17 protein-coding genes, 1 tRNA gene and 1 other RNA gene are annotated in these 15744 nt (G+C 60.0%); 9 read left to right on the top strand and 10 right to left on the bottom strand.

Annotated features, from left to right (window positions below; all coding sequences use genetic code 11):
* The first annotated feature begins 166 nt into the window (after window positions 1-166).
* Window positions 167-242, top strand: a non-coding RNA gene (locus VZ068_RS18610) — sX9 sRNA.
* Between the two features lie 4 nt (window positions 243-246).
* On the opposite strand, the gene VZ068_RS18615 is transcribed toward VZ068_RS18610, so the two are convergent.
* The 6 genes from VZ068_RS18615 to VZ068_RS18640 form a co-directional block, all read right to left on the bottom strand.
* Window positions 247-795 carry a copper chaperone PCu(A)C gene (locus tag VZ068_RS18615; protein WP_349656121.1) on the bottom strand — a complete coding sequence of 183 codons (549 nt, stop codon included), beginning with the start codon at window positions 793-795 and terminating at the stop codon, window positions 247-249.
* A 99-nt stretch (window positions 796-894) separates the two neighbouring features.
* Window positions 895-1497, bottom strand: a complete 603-nt coding sequence (locus tag VZ068_RS18620; RefSeq protein ID WP_259163295.1) for an SCO family protein — start codon at window positions 1495-1497, stop codon at window positions 895-897.
* A gap of 44 nt (window positions 1498-1541) precedes the next feature.
* A complete protein-coding gene (locus tag VZ068_RS18625) occupies window positions 1542-1757 on the bottom strand; it encodes a hypothetical protein (RefSeq protein WP_349656122.1) in 216 nt (71 codons plus the stop codon).
* A gap of 62 nt (window positions 1758-1819) precedes the next feature.
* Window positions 1820-2248, bottom strand: coding sequence for a DUF2946 family protein (locus VZ068_RS18630; RefSeq protein WP_349656123.1), 429 nt, complete (start codon window positions 2246-2248; stop codon window positions 1820-1822).
* Window positions 2249-2451: 203 nt separating this feature from the next.
* Window positions 2452-2997, bottom strand: a complete 546-nt coding sequence (locus VZ068_RS18635; protein WP_349656124.1) for a cysteine hydrolase family protein — start codon at window positions 2995-2997, stop codon at window positions 2452-2454.
* Window positions 2998-3146: 149 nt separating this feature from the next.
* Complete coding sequence (locus VZ068_RS18640) at window positions 3147-4139, bottom strand: GlxA family transcriptional regulator (RefSeq protein ID WP_349656125.1); 993 nt, start codon at window positions 4137-4139, stop codon at window positions 3147-3149.
* A gap of 119 nt (window positions 4140-4258) precedes the next feature.
* Here VZ068_RS18640 and VZ068_RS18645 point away from each other — a divergent pair, with 119 nt between their 5' ends.
* A complete protein-coding gene (locus VZ068_RS18645) occupies window positions 4259-5146 on the top strand; it encodes an NmrA family NAD(P)-binding protein (RefSeq protein ID WP_349656126.1) in 888 nt (295 codons plus the stop codon).
* Window positions 5147-5184: 38 nt separating this feature from the next.
* Here VZ068_RS18645 and VZ068_RS18650 read toward each other — a convergent pair whose 3' ends face one another.
* Both VZ068_RS18650 and VZ068_RS18655 read right to left on the bottom strand, forming a co-directional pair.
* Window positions 5185-5445, bottom strand: a complete 261-nt coding sequence (locus tag VZ068_RS18650) for a LysR substrate-binding domain-containing protein (protein WP_349656127.1) — start codon at window positions 5443-5445, stop codon at window positions 5185-5187.
* 205 nt (window positions 5446-5650) lie between these two features.
* Window positions 5651-6589 (bottom strand): TetR/AcrR family transcriptional regulator, encoded by a 939-nt coding sequence (locus tag VZ068_RS18655; protein ID WP_349656128.1) that lies wholly within the window; start codon window positions 6587-6589, stop codon window positions 5651-5653.
* On the opposite strand from VZ068_RS18655, the gene VZ068_RS18660 reads away from it, so the two are divergent.
* From VZ068_RS18660 to VZ068_RS18670, 3 genes are all read left to right on the top strand, one after another.
* Entirely contained in the window at window positions 6494-7336 is an 843-nt protein-coding gene (locus tag VZ068_RS18660; protein WP_349657754.1) for an NAD(P)/FAD-dependent oxidoreductase, read from the top strand. The two genes, VZ068_RS18655 and VZ068_RS18660, sit on opposite strands and share 96 nt — an antisense overlap.
* A 349-nt stretch (window positions 7337-7685) precedes the next feature.
* Window positions 7686-7904 (top strand): hypothetical protein, encoded by a 219-nt coding sequence (locus VZ068_RS18665; protein WP_349656129.1) that lies wholly within the window; start codon window positions 7686-7688, stop codon window positions 7902-7904.
* Window positions 7901-8179, top strand: a complete 279-nt coding sequence (locus VZ068_RS18670) for a hypothetical protein (protein ID WP_349656130.1) — start codon at window positions 7901-7903, stop codon at window positions 8177-8179. Before VZ068_RS18665 ends, VZ068_RS18670 begins: the two co-directional genes overlap by 4 nt.
* Window positions 8180-8440: 261 nt before the next feature.
* Here the strand turns inward: VZ068_RS18670 and VZ068_RS18675 are convergent, their stop codons facing one another.
* The gene (locus tag VZ068_RS18675; protein ID WP_349656131.1) at window positions 8441-9163 is read right to left on the bottom strand and encodes a DUF5677 domain-containing protein; all 723 of its coding nucleotides are present in this window, start codon (window positions 9161-9163) and stop codon (window positions 8441-8443) included.
* Window positions 9164-9983: 820 nt separating this feature from the next.
* On the opposite strand from VZ068_RS18675, the gene VZ068_RS18680 reads away from it, so the two are divergent.
* From VZ068_RS18680 to VZ068_RS18695, 4 genes are all read left to right on the top strand, one after another.
* Window positions 9984-10646, top strand: a complete 663-nt coding sequence (locus VZ068_RS18680; protein ID WP_349656132.1) for a DUF1629 domain-containing protein — start codon at window positions 9984-9986, stop codon at window positions 10644-10646.
* 44 nt (window positions 10647-10690) lie between these two features.
* Entirely contained in the window at window positions 10691-13531 is a 2841-nt protein-coding gene (locus VZ068_RS18685) for an XVIPCD domain-containing protein (RefSeq protein ID WP_349656133.1), read from the top strand.
* Window positions 13532-13624: 93 nt separating this feature from the next.
* A complete protein-coding gene (locus tag VZ068_RS18690) occupies window positions 13625-15145 on the top strand; it encodes a protein kinase (RefSeq protein ID WP_349656134.1) in 1521 nt (506 codons plus the stop codon).
* Between the two features lie 176 nt (window positions 15146-15321).
* Complete coding sequence (locus VZ068_RS18695; RefSeq protein WP_349656135.1) at window positions 15322-15540, top strand: hypothetical protein; 219 nt, start codon at window positions 15322-15324, stop codon at window positions 15538-15540.
* A 127-nt stretch (window positions 15541-15667) separates the two neighbouring features.
* Here the strand turns inward: VZ068_RS18695 and VZ068_RS18700 are convergent.
* Window positions 15668-15743: transfer RNA gene (locus VZ068_RS18700), tRNA-Ile, on the bottom strand.
* Window position 15744: the final 1 nt, after the last annotated feature.

Raw genomic sequence — 15744 nt, forward strand, 5'->3', positions numbered from 1 at the left:
GAGCGTTTGACGTTTCCATTGGCTAGCTGATCCTGGCAGTGAACGGCCGGTGGCCGCATCGAACGTGGTGGTGCTGGCGCATTGATTTTCCACTGAGGCGATTTGGAGAAACCGACAACACGACTGTGCTCACCGCCAGGTGGGCGCGGCCGGTGCTCGGTGCGGCATGTACCACGCGTACACGCCGGTTCCGCCACGCCGTCCACAGCCACCGGACGACTGCGCGCGACGCTTTGTTAGCCGCTTTCAGTGCATATGCCGGTCATGCGATTGCGCATCGGGCGCCGATGCGCCCATCGGACGAACGTCGAAATGCACCTCGACGCGCGGCGCATGCTCGAACACCAGCGTGGCCACCACCGGCTTGCCTTGTTCGAATGGCGCAGCCGGCGCGATGAACATCAAATGCGTCCCGCCTGTCCCCAGCACCACGTCCTTGCCCGGCGGCAAGACCAGCCCCTGCTCGAGATGGCGCATCTTCATGACGCCAGCATCCATCGTCATCTCATGGATTTCGACCTGTGCGCTGGCCGGCGATTCCACCGCCACCAGACGATCCGGCGTTGCCGCCTGGTTGCGCAAGGTGAGGTAGCCGCCCGCCACCGGCGCGCCCGGCGGCGTTGCGCGCGACCACGCCCCGCTCGCCACCACCACAGGAGCAGCCGCCGGCGCCACGGTCGAAACAGAGGCCGCAGCCGCCGGTGCCGGGTTGGCCTCGGGCGCAGGCGTGCTGCGCTCACAAGCCACCATCGACAAGGCAGACAACGCACTCACCAGCAGCAGATGCAATTTCATGTCGTTCTCCTTGGGTCGAGCCGTGCGGGCGCCACGGCGCCGTGCATAGCGGTCATCGACGTTGATCATCGGGAAGCCGGCAGCGCGCTCTGAGGTCAGTCAGAGCACCTGCCGGATATCGTGCACAACCGAGTCCACCGTCTGCTCGTGGGCCAGGCCCACGCGCAGTTGTCCATCGCGATCGAAGAGAAAACTGCGCGTGGAGTGATCGATGGTGTACGTCGGCCCCATCGGCACTTTCGCATAGCTCACTTTCAAATTGCCCGCCGCCACCCGGATATCGCCTTCGCTACCGGTCAAGCCGATAAAGTCCGGATCGAACGCCTTCACGTAGGTCCTGAGCACGTTGGGTGTATCGCGTTGCGGGTCCAGCGTGGCGAACGCGAACTGCACCTTGGCGGCATCCGCACCCAGCTTGCGCTTGACCTGCGCCGCACGCGCCAGCGTCGTCGGGCACACATCCGGGCAATGGGTGAAACCGAAGAACAGCACCAGGGCCTTGCCACGGAAACTGCGTAACGGCCGCGGCGCGCCTTCGGTGTCGTAGAGGTAAAAATCCATTCCGCGCGCCATCGGGCTGAGGTCTGCACCATCGGGAGCGAACCCGCTGCCCCGTTGCCCACAGCCCGCCAGCACGCAGACCAGGCACCCCAGCATCACCTGCGACAGTCCTCGCTTCCACACCGATCGCAGCGTTTGCATGCGGACTCCCATCCTTCCGCGCGGAGCGGCATTGCGCATGCCGTTCACCGCTGATCCTGCAGTTGTACGCCAACTACAGGATCGCAGCTGTCCCGGTTCGATGCGTCATCGCTCGAAACGGCTCGACACCGGTATTGCGGTTCGCCCGCCGCAAGCCTGTGCATCTGCGCGGGGGTCATCAGCGCCAGTGTCGGCACCAGCGTCACAAGGGCAAGGCAAGGCATCGCCGCCGCGCGGGGCGGCAAGGCTAAGTACGTCATCTACACGCTCCAGAACATCTGACGTCACACCCGCTGACGGATGCGGCTCCACATACTATGTTTCAGGCCAATCGCGGTGGACCGCGTGGCGCGTGTGCCCACCAGCGTGCCGCGATGGGAGGCGCAACGGCAAGGCGCTCGACCGCAAGCCGGCTTCGACTCAGCGCCCAGAGCAGGCAGGCCATCAGCAGCCAGGGCAGCAGCCGCGCGGCCAGCAGGCAGTAATCGCAGGCGAACCCATGGCCACCGTCGGCATGGCGCAGGTCCTGCCTGTCGCCCAGCCATCGATCGGCTGTCGCGGCCTGCACGTCTGCCGAGCGCTGCGCCGCGTGTGCCTTGTCACCCACGGCATCGAGCGCCTCGCCAGCTTGCCGGGTCTGGCTATGACAAAGCGGCCCGTCCAGAACGCTGGCGGCGTTCTCGAGCGTACGGCTTACCAACGGCGCGATCAGCAACAGCAGCAGCGCCAGGCAAGCCAGGCGCTGCATCATGCGGAACAAGGGCGAGGAAGGTAAGCGCACCGGCAAAGTGTAATGAAAAAACGCCACGCCACCTGCGACGCTTCGTCGCAGCCGGACACCCGGGTTCGCGCGGGGTTGCGCTGCATGTAGTGCGCACGCATCCGGGCCCGGCGCAACCCGCGCAGCAATCGGCCTGCACCATCGGTACCTGTCGCCAGATGCGCGCCGCTGGCTCACTGACCCTGCAGGTACTCCCGCGTGGATCGCACCGCCGCATAGCCAAACTCAAACGCGGCCATCATCGCCGCGTGCACGTGGGCCGCCGGCACCTTGGTGCAATCGAAGTGCAGATCCATCGTGGCGCAGGCATCGTGCAGCACCGTCACCGTATAGCCCAGGTCGGCGGCAGCGCGCACGCAGGCATCCACGCACATGTGGCTCATCGCACCAACAATCACCACGTCCGTCACGCCGTGCTGCTGCAGCTGCTGCGCAAGCGGCGTCTCGCGAAAGGCGTTGACGTGCCGCTTGACGATGACCGCTTCGCCGTCCTGTGGCGCAACCGCATCATGGAGCTGCGCGCCTTGCGAACCGGCCACCAGGAACGGGGCATCCGCAGCCGCCTCGTGACGCACATGCAGTACCGCAACGCCCGTGTCGCGCGCATTGGCGATCACCGCCAATGCATTCGCTGCGGCGGCCTCGATGCCGCTCAACGGCAGCTTGCCGCCGGGGAAATAGTCGTTCTGCAGATCGATGACGATGACCGCCTTGCGCATGGTGCTTCTCGTGTTGAATGCCATGCATCAGCATGCGCCGGCACTGTCGTCACGACGAGTGGCGCCGCCGACATCACCGGTCCTGCAGCGACATTTCACCACCGCTAGGCGTGTTGGCCGCGCCCCGGAGAAGAAGATGACCGGCAAGTTCAGCTCCCCACGGCACGGCTTGCACCCGCAAAGCGCTGCCGATAGTCGCTGGGCGACAGCCCAAGAATGCGCTTGAATACCTTGCGAAATGCCGCCGCATCCTGGTAGCCGACCTCCCAGGCAATCGCGTCGATGGTCATGGCATCGGCTTCCAGCAACGCACGCGCCCGGCCGACACGAAGCCGCTGGCCATACTCGGTGCTGGTCATGCCGGTGGCTTTCTGGAAGCGACGCAAAAAGGTGCGTGCTTCCAACCCCGCCAGTGCCGCCAGACTGCTCAGCGCCACCTCCTGCGCACCGGTCTCCTGCAGCCAGTGCTGTACCCGCAGGATGGCCGCATCGCCATGCGTCAATCGCGGCGAAAACACGCTGTAGTGGCGCTGCTGCCGGCCCGGCGGGTCGACCAGCAGCACCCGCGCGGTTTCCAGCATGATCGCCGGCCCCAGCAGGCGGTCCACCAGCCGCAGGCCCAGATCGGTCCACGACATCACGCCACCGGCGGACATGACATCGCCCTCGTCGATCAGCATCTGGTCCGAGTCCACCTGGATCGCCGGAAAGCGCTGCTGCAGCGCCGCTGCATGCAGCCAGTGGGTGGTCATGCGACGTCCGTCCATGATGCCGGTGCCGGCCAGCAGAAACGCCCCCGCGCATACCGAGCACAGCATCGCGCCCTGCGCGTGCTGTACGCGCAGCCAGTCGATCAGGCTGGCGTTGCGCTCGTGGGCCGGCGCATCGCCCAGGCTTGGCGGCAGGATCAACGCACACAGGCGCGCACCGGCATGCGTAACGCTCTCGAACACACGCGACGGCACGGCGGTGGGCGTTGCCTGCCGCCAATGCGTGACCCGGATCGCCGCGCCCTCCGCTGCACCGCTGGCGTCCGCGAGCCGGTTGGCCACCGCAAACAGATCGGTCAGTCCAAGCACGGCCGCCTGCTGCGCATCGGCATACAGCACCACGCCCACCTCGATCCCCTGCCCGCACGTCATCTCGTTCTCCACGCCGATCTGCATTCAGCGACATGCCATTAGTGCAGTTGAAGTAACCGAAGCACGCCGCCCATGCTCCTGCGCCTCAGCTTCCCCCTTACCTCCACAGGAGTATGCCAATGACTTACATCATCCATGGTGCCACCGGCGCACAAGGCGCCCCGCTGCTCAACGTGCTGTTGCAGGCCGGCAAGCACGCCGTGGCCGCAGTCCGCAACGCCGATGGAGCCACCGGCCCCTCGGTGCAGATCGATAACGGCTCGGTCCAGTCGTTGATCGACGCCTATCGCGGCGCGCATGGCGTCTTCGTGCACCTGCCTCAGGCGCCCGAAGACCTGCGCGTGGCCTACGCCACCAACATCGTCCAGGCCATCGACGCCGCAAGGCCAGCGCGCGTGCTGATTTCCACCAGCGGCAGCATCGTCGACGACCCGGGCAACCCGCTGCAGGCAGCACCCGACTCGGCCATCGCCCTGCTGATCGATGGCGTGCAGCGCAGTGGCGTTTCCAGCGCTGTCATCGCTCCGCGTCTGTATCTGGAAAACCTGCTGTTGCCCATGGTCATCGGCGGCGTGCACGGCGATGGCGTCCTCGGTTACCCGGTCCGGGAAGATTTCCCGGTGTCCTGGAGCTCGCACCTGGATATCGCCGACGTCGCTGCGCAGCTGTTCGATCGACCGGCCATCACCGGCGTGGTCGGCGTCGGCCAGTTACCGGGCCTGCTGGGCGCAGACCTCGCCGCTGCAATGACCAACCACTTCAAGCGCGATGTCCAGTTTCAGCGCATGCAACCCGAAGCCTTCGGCAAGCAACTGCAACCCTTGCTCGGCCCCGCCGCCATGGCCGTCGCCGGGTTCTACCAGGCCCTTTGGCAAACCCCTGCCAATACCATCCACTTCGCCACCAGCGCCCAGCAATTGCTCGGCAGCACACCGCGCAGCGTTGAGCAGTGGCTGAAGGATCTGGCCATCAGCGGATCCGGCGCTGCAGCGCCAATCCCTGGGTGAGATCCCGCTCATCGATCGCAACGGAACTGACCTCATCCCTATGACGTGGCCCCGCCAGAACCAGAACCTTCGGCGACACTCAGGCCCAAGGAGGCCCGTCGACGCTGGCGTCCCAGTTTGCGCGCCACCAGGCCACCCGAACGTTCGAGTCCGCCAAACCGGATCGTCAGGTCGGTGCCTTCCTGGGCCGGGTCGATCAGATGGTCGTTGAAGGGGAGCGTGTAGTGGAGGTCGGGATGCGCTGCGCCGATACGAAGCAGGATCGGCAACATGACCTGGCGGCCGAAAGACGACGGCATGTCGTTATCGCCCTGCACTAACGCGTGCACAACTAGTGGGCAATGGGCGAAAACGCTGGGTGGCTCATGACCCTGGCAACGACGACCGCCATGGCCATGCACTGACGGCGGCAACATCGCCAACACGCAGCCAACCTCCCGGCGGTTTCCCGGCAACCTCAAGTCGAAGACCTACAGATCGCTGAGCCGGTTGTAGAGCATCACGCTATCCAGGCGCGTGGTTCTTGCCACCATGCGCAGCGATGAACAACGCGACAGCCGACCTGCAATAGGACTCGATTTCCTTGCTGTCCTCCGCTCTCGGCGCATCGAAGCGCGCGATGATCAGCAGGTCGGCTCCTTTGAAAAGCGCCGCAAACAAGCGCGCGGACCCGTGAGGATCGGGCACGTCCAGCATTGCCCGCTCATGCAACTGACGTAACAACGCCTCGATTTGGGCAATGACATAGGCGGGGCCGCCCTCGTAATGGAGCCTGCTCAAGGATTGCTGGTTCGTCTTGTCGGCCATGACCATGGCTTCAACGCTGCGGACATCCGGGCTCAACAGGGTGCGCAGCAGCGATGATCCAACGGCCATCAGTTGATCTTCAACGGAGCCGTCGAGGCTTTCAGAGAACATCTGCGGGGCAAATTGATGGCAGCGGTCCGCGATGGCCGCGCTGAACAGCGCCTCCTTGCTCTCGAAGTGCCGGTAGATGCTGAGCTTGGAGATCTTCGCCCGCTGGGCGACCTTGTCCAATGTGGTCGCCTGGAAGCCCAGTTCCACAAAAAGCGCATAGGCCGCGTCGACGATCGTTTGACCAAGCGCCGCATTGGTTGGCCGGCCGCGCCGGCTTCGGCTGTTTTGGGCCACTGTAATTTGAGTCCTTGACAGTATCCTAATTCTGTATTTAGGATACTCACCAGTACCAAAAAGCGCAAGCCGCGGACTCAACAGGTCCTTGCTGCGGCGCCTCGCCACGCACGTGCCTCTCTCCTTCAACTCGGTACCTATCCTATGGATGACGTCATCATCATCGGCGGCAGCTTTGCAGGTCTTGCCGCCGCCCTGCAGCTCGGCCGTGCCCGCCGCAAGGTCACTGTCCTGGACACCGGCCGGCCGCGTAACCGCTTTGCCGGACATTCGCATGGCGTGCTCGGCCACGATCACAAGCCACCGCTGGACATACTGGCCGAGGCGCGGCAGCAACTTGCGCGCTATCCGACCATCAGGCTGATCAATGCGCGGGCCGAGCGTGTGTCAGGTGCAATCGACGATTTCTGCGTTGTCACTGACGATCACGAACGCCTGAAGGCACGTCGCCTGATCCTGAGCTATGGCGTTGTCGACCAGATGCCGGCGGTGCCGGGCTATGCCGAAAGCTGGGGGACATCCATCGTGCCCTGCCCCTATTGCGATGGCTTCGAAGTCGCCTCGCAACACTGGGGCCTGGTCTGGTCCGGCCCGCAGTCGATGAACCAGGTCCGGTTGTTCCACGATTGGACTGACAGGCTGACGGTCTTTGCCGATGGCCATGCCATCGCACCCGATCTACGCGCCGATCTGGCAAACCGCAACGTGCCTGTGGCCGATGGCCGGATGACCGGGATTGCCCGTCACGGGGACCACGGTGCCACCATCAGCCTCGATGACGGCTCCGACGTTGCGGTCGACATCCTGTTTGCGCATCCGCGCACCACGCCGTCGGCAAGCCTGCATGAATCGCTGGGCCTGGCCACGGTCAACACGCCAACCGGCATCGCCCTCAAGGTCGACGAGCGCCGCGAAACCAGCATGCCCGGCATCTACGCCGCAGGCGACCTCGCCAACCCCGGAATAGCCTCGGTCACCACCGCATCATGGCAAGGCGCGACGGCGGCTATCTCCGCCCAGCAATCGATGCTGGTTTAAGCCGCGTCGACAAACTTCGAGCACATCACGACACGCAGTGCCGGAGATTCTCGAAATGAGCTCGGCCGACGCCCGCGCTTCCCGTTGACACGCACCAGGAGCCAGAGCGAGGATGCGTGCGTCGCCGCATATTCGGCGACCGGGCTTGGCGGCCTGACTGTCAGCGGCGAAAGCCGCATTGAGCATGCTCTGCGGCTTTTTCGTGCCCGGCTTTGTCTATTTTTATGGACGGTCGGACGGGGAGGCTGCAAAGCCTGCCGGCGCTGACCCGGTCCGCCAACCCCGTTCGGTCGTCCACCCTGCTTGGCGGCGTGGTGGATGGTTCGCTCATCGAGCTGGAGTCAGCACCATGTTCTACAACACCCAACAAGTACCCGCGTCTGTGGCGCGTCAGATTGCCCAGCATGTCGGCCTGATCGCCAATACCTTCGAATGCAGCCATACCGCGTGGCTGAGCCGGTTGGCACGCCCCGCAAATACAGGCAAGGCCGTCCACGGCCTCACGTTTGCAGACTGCGAAGCAGCGCTCGCTGCAATCGACGCCTTGCATGCGCAGGTGCGGCGATGAGCACGCGCAAACAGTTCCGCGTCTGCACAGGCGTCACCCTCAGCTTCGAGATCATGCAGGGCTATGTGCTGGCCATGCTGCATTCCGACGCGCAGCCCAACCTTCCGCCGATCCTGATCGCCTGCGAAGCCACTGGCTTTGATGACGTCTTGCCAGGCGGCGATGCGCAGAGCGTGGTGTTGGGCCGGCTGCATGTATGCATGCATGAGGACCCGGCCGTTGATGTCCTCACTTGGTTGCGCAGGCAAGCGCACCGTAACGGAGCGCAGCGATGATTACGGCGCATGCAATCGCTTATCCAGAAAACGCGGACTGCGCGATCAGCGATGAAGAAGACGTTTCCCGATAGCTTGTCGAAGCCGCAAAAAAGGCACTTGGGCGCTCATCCCAAGTGCCTACTTTCAATTGGTGGCCCACCATCTACCGCACAACAAACCTAAGCTATTGTTTTATAAAAATTATTTTTTACCTAATGAATACCTACCTCCATAGTTACCGCCAAATTCTCCTCGATGCAAACAAGCAGATGCCAGCTCCTACCTCAACTTCATCATGGCTATGTATGCGTCGCCCATAACAGAATAATGTTGCTCAAAGCGGCCGTCCGGGAACAACGCGATTTTTCCTATGCCGGCCACCGAATCCAAAAGTGCGTAGCTCACGATAGACATGACTAAGAACACCACGTCGTCTGAATCGCCTGCTCGCAACGTCATGCCGGCCTCTCCTTGGTGACGTAGAGCCAGCGCGGCCAGGTCGTTGTGCGCAAAGCTGCACAGCATGGTGTAAGGCGCAGCTAATGCAGCTATCCCTGCAGCCTCAAAATTTTCAATTAGCTTGGAAGGCCGCACATTCCTTGCGTGCAGATCCCTGTACGTCACCAGGCAATTTTCCAGTCTCAACTCGATATGCTTTCGCTCCTCCCCTACCAGTTCTGGAAACTGTAGAACCGTTTCGTAAAGTTTTTTTTCACCTCGAAGCTGCTCGTACTGCATCTGGGTTATCTGCTCGGGCTTATGGCCAAGCAATCTGAATGTCGCCAGGGACTCGAGCATGGCGCGCGCGTGCGAAGCGCCATGCGTAGCTAGGCCAACTTCTGCGAGCCGCAAGGCTGCTTCGAACTGCTCAATCATCGTGAGGAAGATGGCGCATTGCGGCCGTCCCGGAGCGACTAGGGGTGGGCGCATACAGCCAGCCATATCCACCGCAGCTTCGAGCTGACGATTAGATAGCTTGAAGATCTGCTTTCTCTTGGACATGTCATCAAATCAGGTGGCTTGGCAACATCTTACGTCGCTCATTCGCCGGTGTTTGCAAGGCTTTCATAAGTAGTCCAACGGACTGCGCTTACGTTTGGCATCACCAGCTGCGTGCTTGAGCCGTCATTAGCTTGCAAGGGCCTCTCCCGGGCGCGCGCAATCGTCGCCCCGCCACGCCTGCGCACTTCATGTGGTGCTTTTCCTGCACCACCTGCACGCGCGCAGACGCAACAGCAGCAACGCTGTGAGTCGTGTGCCTAGGGCAACGATATCCCTGCGGATCCCTGCACCAACGAGTCGCGCGGGCCGCCAGATCCAGCCCGCAAATAGATGCCAAGTGGGCAGCAGCCCGGCAGACCTGAAAACGCCAATCCAGACGCGTCCAGCAAGAAAAAACCTTCACTACTTACTAGGTTTGAGGATCGCTATGGATGGAGGATCAGTATCAATATTGCGGTAACGCACACTCTAATCACCCGGCGGGCTGAGCTGTGGTGAACATCCCTGCTGGCTCGTGCTACAGGCTATGTCCAACGGCCTGCACCTCCCAGCCACTTGGCCCTGTTTGTGGTGTGCCGTTTTTGCTGGTAACGCGGGCAACGTCGGTAACCGCACGGCTAAAATTCTTAAATATCAAAGAGCTACGCTCATGACCCGCGTCCGAGGTGGCTGGTAACAGGTCGTAACATGGGTAACTGGACGGCATAGGTGAAGCTCTTCGAGCGTACGCCTAGTAATCCGTTTCACAGGCATGCCGCCCATTGCCATAGAATCCTCGAACCAAAGGAATCAGCCGCGATCTGCGGCGCACCCGTCCACGATGGAAATCACCATGAACGATGAGGCAGCAATCCCCGTCACTGTCGCGAGCGACTCCCATCTGGGAGAATTTTTTGTTCTCCGGCCAAGCTTCCGGGGCAATGGTCAGAGTGCTGGCTTGAAGATTGCCAACGAAGAACTGCTTCTGCCCCCTGGCATGAACACCATGGATCCACCCAATGGTGATCCAAGCCAGTATCCGGTGAAGCCGCACCTAGTGCAGGTACCGGGACAGCAAGAGATGCCCCGTGATTTCGAAAAGCTGGCGGGCATCTGGATCGTCTCGGAAGCATTGAAGCGGGTGTTCGACGCCGTCGACCCGGAAGGCTTCGCCTTTGCGGCTTGCGACTTCACCCTTGCCGACGGCACGCAGGGTCCTCAGTACTACCTCTGCAGCGTGACGCGTTGGCTTGATGCGATTGACGAGAGTGAATCGCGGGTCCAGATCGAGATCGAACACGATTACGAGACCGGGCAAGATCTTAACTTCTACAGCGTATCCGGCGGTGCAAGCCTTGTATTCAAGCGCGAGGTCGTTGGTAACGCCCACATCTTCCGTCAGTCACGCCTAGGAACTGAGGCCATTTGTGACCGCGCTCTGTTCGATGCCTTGAGCGCAGCCCAACTTAGCGGCCCGTCGCTGCGAGACGCCGCAGACCTCTGACGCGTCAAACCCTCGATACGGATTTCTGAGCGAGAGTTGCACCGATGGCTGATACACCGGCTTTCCAAGGGCACCATGTCATTGAGCAAGCGGCTTTCAGTGAAAGCCGCTTGCTGCAGTCGCTTTCCAGAAGCGGCCTGTTCGAGCTGCATGGCCCACGCAACATCCTCAATCTTCCTGCGGACCAAGCACTGGCCGCGAGGATGGGTTTGTCGCCTCACCCCGGTGGACCGCTTGGGGCGTACTCAGAGGAACTTGCGAATCGGCTTGAAAGATTGGAACTGTCCCCCGACGGGCAAGCAACGCTGCGCGGCGATCAAGCCGCAGCACAGCGCATCGCGGCTAGAGTCAACGGCCTGACCGACACACTCAAGGTGGGCCTGGTCAATGGCGACCTTGTAAGCAACACGCCGCAGGGCATGACCCCACAGCAGGCGAACGCAAAGATTCGGGCTTTTTATGGCGATCTCGCGGCTTACCAACAAAGTCATGCTGGGCAGATTGCCGATGTGGGGAAGATGGCCGCAGCAGAGGCGCGCTGGGCCGGCGTGACGCGGTCTGAAGGCAACGTCCAACTGGCGTTGGACGCGATCGATCAACCGGGAACATCCACCCTCAGTGATAGATGGGGCGGCCGTCAATCTCTCGGCACAGCGATTGCCGAAGCAAACCAAGCCGGTCGCTTGCCAATCACCGAACCAGTGGGGGCGCGCCTGCGCCTTGCCTTTGCCCAGGAGATGCCCCCGGTTCTCGCACGGTCACCGGCTGGGCCGCGGCTTCCTGGCACCCCGGGCGAAGGCAGCATCGTGGCAAGCGAAGGGCTTGCAGCGGAGGCTGCCGGAACACGGGGGCTTTCTGGTGCTCGTGTCGCGGGTGCGGCCGGCGTAGCGCTCATGGCCTACGACTTTGCCGTAACCGGCCATCGCGTCGTCCAGCTAAGTACGCAGGGCAACAACACCGGCGCCGAGTCCGCAGCCGCGCACTTCGTTGGCCGCAATGCAGGCGGCATCGCAGGCGGCTTCCTGCTTGGTGCAGGCTACGGTGCCGTCACAGGGTCGTGGACGGGGCCTGGCGCGCTGGCTACTGGCTTGGTTGGCGGCGTGGCGGGCGCCTACCTTGGCGAACGTTGGGCCGAGAAGCAGGACATCAACCGGATCTACACACAGCCAGACCGCAGTGGCAACGAGTGGACACGCAACCCAGAAGATCCGCAAGGCACGTGGACGCGTTCGGTCAGCGCCCCGTTGCCAAGCGGCGGCTATCAGGAGACCCGCCTGGTTGCCGCTGGCCGCCTTGCTGACGAACTGAATTACCGGGCAGCAAACGACTCGTACTCGCTCGGGCTGGCAAATCCACCCAAACCGCAGGATCCATATCGTCTGGATGCCAAGAACGAAACGCATCCGCCGCGCGAGCCGTTTGAAACTGGCCGCGACTATGTGCGCAATGCGCAGACCGGGCAGTGGCAGCTTGAAATTAGAGAAAGTATCGACGGCAAGATACCTATTACCCGTGGTGCATCGATCAGCGCCGAGCGTGCGACTGAGTTGGAGCAGCAGTCGAAAACCATCATTGCGCAGAACGCCGCCAACACTCCGGAAGCAACAGCGGCCCGCTACCAGATTGCCTACAACCAGTTCGGCTGGAATGAGTTCGCCAATCGCGAACCGGTGCCGCAGGCCATCACCAACGCGCGCACGCAACCGCAGCCCTTACAGGCTTCTGACGGCCACTCCTATACTCGCGCCGCTAGCGGCGAATGGACCACGCCCGGCACGTTCTATGGCACCAATCCAGCGACCGGCAACACGCGCGAGGAATTGAACCGTACTTGGCAGAGTCAGCAGGCCGGCCTTCAAGACATGGCTTCGATGGCGGAAATAGCGCGCACGCATCCCACGCCGACGCAGAGCGACTTGCATAGCCAGGTGGCCGGGATGTATGCCCGAGCTGGCATTACGCGCACTGACGCGCAGATTGATGCCGCCACGGCGGCAGTTGCACAAGACCATGCACGCGATACGGGCAAGCAGATGCCCTTCTTCCTGCAGCTGCAGAAGGATGGCTCAATCGCCACTGTGGTTGGCCAGAATGACGACCGCATGGAGATCAGGGCGACCACGACGGCAGCAGAGATATTGCAAGTAGAGCGGCAGCAGACGATGCCTGCCAACGTCCCTCAACCCAATCCCTCCACGCAATCGCCTCAAACACAGCTGCCCGCAGCGCCGCCTACTCAAACCCCATTACCCAGCGCACCGTCGCCGCAGACAGCGCCGGGACATTCGTCTTCGCTGGACGACGATCATGCGCGGGGGCGCACCGCGTCCACGGGCAAAACAGAACAGGTTGCCGCACCGGGAATGCAGATGGGTGCGCACTCTATCGCATCGCACAATCCTCATGAACACGAGCAGCCATCGGTGAATCGTCAGAGCGTCGTTGGCCCAAAACCGCAAGACGCTGCGCTGGTGGAGCAACTACGCTCATCAATCGCAAGGCTCGATGAGAGCGCCAACAAACCGTGGGATGAGCGTAGCGATCGCATGGTTGCGAGCGCCTACAGGATGGCTGTGGAGGCAGGATTCAAGCCCGACGATAAGGTCGACGTTGCACTGAACGTACCGACGGACAAGCTTCCAGGCGGGGTGACGATGTTCGTGATGCGCGCAGGCCCAGGCGCCTCCCCGGATCCTTTCGCCAATCGGGCAAATTTGCCGACTAGCGAGGCGCTAGCGGCAGCTCCGGAACAACAATATCTTGCAGCTAATCAAGCACGTGATAAGCAAGAGCAAATACGACAGCAAGAGCTCACGCAAATACGCGACCATGGCCAGGACGACCCGAGCAGGACCGGACCGAAAATGTCGGGGCCAAACCACTAATTACGCTCCCCCATCATCAAGCCGGAAATTTTAAAAAATCGAAGACCGCTCCGAGTAGATCTGAGAATTCGCTAATCGAGGTTTCTGCAGAAAATGTCAATAATCAAGTTTTTTCAGAAAAATCCTCTGTACACTTCAGTCGGAAATTTCACTTATGCTGAAGATATTGGAGAAGGTGGCAACGCTAAAGTGCTTGCTTTTAAAAAAGGCAATCTTCTTTACGCAGTTAAATTTCTACCACATGGGCAAACCAGCTCATTGGCACGCTTCAGAGACGAGTTCTTCTGTGCGGCACAGATTCCGAGCCATCCAAACGTAGCACGTGCATTCCATTTAGATCAGACTGAGATTGAAGGAAAAAAATATTCACTGATTATTATGAAGCGCTACCAAGAAAATCTTCATAGAATCGGAACCATTTCAAGCGAGGAAGATGGGGCCAAAGCACAGCGAGGATGGATGCTCTTGACGGCACTTTGCAGTGGAGTAGACCACCTTCACACGCATGAAATAATTCATCGCGATATAAAGCCGCATAATATTTTTCTTGACAAAAAAGAAGATACTTTTGTTGTCGGCGATCTTGGAATAGCACATTTTTCTGATGATCTATACGCACGCGAAGCTGCTACAAAGCATGCTGATAGGCTGGCAAATTTTGCATGCTGTGCTCCGGAACAATTAATTCCCGGAACTGTTGCCGCACGAACAATGGATATTTTTGCTCTAGGGCAAGTTTTGAACTGGTATATACGCGGAAGCTTTATTCGTGGCGGCGGCCGCCAACCTTACCACGGTGCAAATAAAGATTTAGAATTACTCGATAGAATTATTGATCGCTGTATAAAAGACAATCCGGACGACAGATTTCAGCATGTTGGAAAAATGCATGAATTTGCTGCCGAATTTAGAAATCCACCAAAGGATGCGTGGGCTCCTATACGCAACTTAGACCAAGCTTTCAGATCATCAGTCCCGCAAATCCCTGAGCTCTACGAGACAACCGATCAAAAAGTTATAAATAGATTTCTTAAAAATTTTGCGACCCGGTGCGACCCGCATGACTATTGGTACGCCCGCTCCGATGGCGGCGACAATAAGCTAGACGCGATTTCAGAATTGGAGGGACGGCGCTGGTTAGTGGCAAAAATTTATGAATGCCACATAGAAAAGATTATTTTTTACAAATATCCTGGCGAATGGCAAAGCTTTTTTGTATTACTCATTGCAGCAGACAGTCCGTTTGAAATAACCGACTCATCAGGAAAGAAAGCAATGCGTAAGAATGTAGAAAATTGGACCGAGGATGCAGCAACGTTATACGACGGGAGATATATGGAAGTAGCAGATGCCGAAAACGGCTATTTCCTTAACGGAGATGAGATGATTGAAATTGACTACTCGAAAGCTGAACAACGACACCGCTTCCTTAAAGATGACGCGCTGTTAATTATACCTCACGGGTCAGGAATAGCGGGATGTAGTGACAGGACTCCCATAAAATTTTTTTTGCGAGAAGTAGTGAATTCAAAATCCACCGATAAGAACAAGATTATTAAACTTCTTGATGCCACGACTCGTTACACGAGTAGCGATATCACTGATAGGCTTTAGAATCCTCTTAAATGCCCATAGGTCGCTATGAGGTTAATTGGCTTACTTTCTTTTTGCGAATAGCGCATCAGTTCATTTAGGCAACGGTTATCCACCTGCCGCACCTAGTTAGTACGGCAGGAGCTTAAAGACAAAGCGACTTTTACGAGACGAGCTCTAAGGGGTCCCAGCACGAGTTGGAATCCAAGTCCCAGAGCCATCATCGCTTCGCAGACAACGTCATCTTCGCCACCCATGAAGGCAGCTCGCGTGACTTCTTTGATGCCCTTAGTTCCACCACTCGGGGTGACGGGACCGACCTGGTGGTGATTGAAGCGAAGGGTGTTCAGGACACGACTTGGAGGGCCAATGGGGCTACGTTCGACTGGCTCAACGAGGCGCTGCCGAACTACTAGTTTCAACGAACGCAAGGTGGCAGGTCCCCTGCGTCGTTGCCCGCGGAGCCCGAAGGGGTCAGGTTCACTTCTGGCATCTGCTCATCGCCAAGCACGCACAACATCCAATCGCCTTCATGGATGCGCGTGGTGGGCCCACCAGGATTCGAACCTGGAACCAAAGGATTATGAGTCCTCTGCTCTAACCGTTGAGCTATAGGCCCT

This window comes from Xanthomonas sp. 10-10 (assembly GCF_040182365.1).
GTDB lineage: Bacteria > Pseudomonadota > Gammaproteobacteria > Xanthomonadales > Xanthomonadaceae > Xanthomonas > Xanthomonas arboricola_F.